The sequence below is a fragment of the Streptomyces niphimycinicus genome (assembly GCF_018883605.1).
Classification (GTDB): Bacteria; Actinomycetota; Actinomycetes; order Streptomycetales; family Streptomycetaceae; genus Streptomyces; species Streptomyces niphimycinicus.
Map to the genome: position 1 here is coordinate 1 of NZ_JAHLEM010000132.1, position 1348 is coordinate 1348.

Genomic DNA, 1348 nt, shown 5'->3' on the forward strand with positions numbered 1-1348 from the left:
GGGAATCGCCTACTTCACCGTCTCCGAACTGCTCCAGAACATCAGCAAGCACAGCGCCGCCCGCACCGCCGAGGTCGACCTGTGGCGCACCGAGGACCGGCTGCTGATCCAGGTACGGGACGACGGACACGGCGGGGCGTCCACCGACGGGGGCACGGGGCTCGCGGGGCTGACGGAGCGGCTGGGCTCGGTCGACGGACTCTTCGCGGTGGACTCGCCGCCCGGCGGGCCGACGTCCGTGACCGCCGAGCTGCCCTGGCGCCACCGGACGGGGTCGGCGGCGGGCACGGCGGTGGCACGTTCCCGGCAGGGCGCCTGACGCCGGAGGGCAGATCCCTCAAAGAAGGAGACAGAGCCGGTCCCCGGCAAGGCCCCCAGCCCCAAGCCCCAAGCCCCAAGCCCCAAGCCCCCGAAGGTAGGGCTAACCCCCCGGTGAAGAGGCCGATCCGCCCGATGGTCGCGCCGACCGCGCTCCGGGACTCTTGGGGGTACGCAGACGACGCGACCACCTCACCGGGGATCGCGTGACCCACCAGGCTCCCGGAGGACGGACGAGACGATGGCCACCGCATACCGACCGTACGAGCCGGGGACCGAGCCCCGTGGCCATCTGGTGCCCGCGGCGCTGAAGGCGCCGTTCCAGGCCCGGGTCTGGCGTGAGTTCCTCTATCTCGTGATCAGCCTGCCGATGGCCGTCCTCACCTTCGTCTACACGATCACGATGATGGCGCTCGGCGCCGGGCTGCTGATCACCTTCCTCGGCGTCCCGGTGCTCGGCGCCGCCCTCGTGGGCTGCCGGGCGCTCGGCGTCGTCGAGCGGGCCCGCGCCCGTGCGCTGCTGCGGCTGGACGTGGCCGAGCCCGAGCCCGTCCTCGGCCGGAAGGGCGGCCGCGAGGGCAGGCGCGGGCCGGTCGCCTGGGTGGGGGCGCTGCTCAGAAGCGGCACCTCCTGGCGTCATGTGATCTACGCGCTGATCCATCTGCCGTGGGCGGTCTTCTCCTTCGCCTTCGCGATCGCCTTCACCTGCTACGGCTGGGGCTTCGCGACCTATCCGCTGTGGCGCTGGGTCTTCCCCCGGTACGTGGACGAGCCGGGCCTTCAGGTCTTCGGGGACGACCACGGGCGCGCGTTCTATCTGGACACCCCGTTCGAGATCACCGCGACCTGTGTGGTGGGGGTGCTGGTCCTGCTGCTGACCCCGTGGGTGATGCGGGCGCTGACCTCGGTCGACCGGATCATGGTGGCCGGGCTGCTCGGTCCGTCGCGGCTGGCCAGCCGGGTCTGGGAGCTGGAGTCGGACCGGGGCACGGTGGTCGACACCGCCGCCGCGGATCTGCGCCGCATCGAA

2 protein-coding genes are annotated in these 1348 nt (G+C 72.3%); both read left to right on the forward strand.

Annotation, left to right across the window (positions count from 1 at the left end; translation table 11 throughout):
- Positions 1-319: sensor histidine kinase (locus KN815_RS14115; RefSeq protein WP_372458352.1), on the forward strand; the 319-nt coding region annotated here is incomplete at its 5' end.
- A gap of 240 nt (positions 320-559) precedes the next feature.
- A partial coding sequence (locus tag KN815_RS14120; RefSeq protein ID WP_216342265.1) for a sensor domain-containing protein occupies positions 560-1348 on the forward strand: 789 nt, incomplete at its 3' end.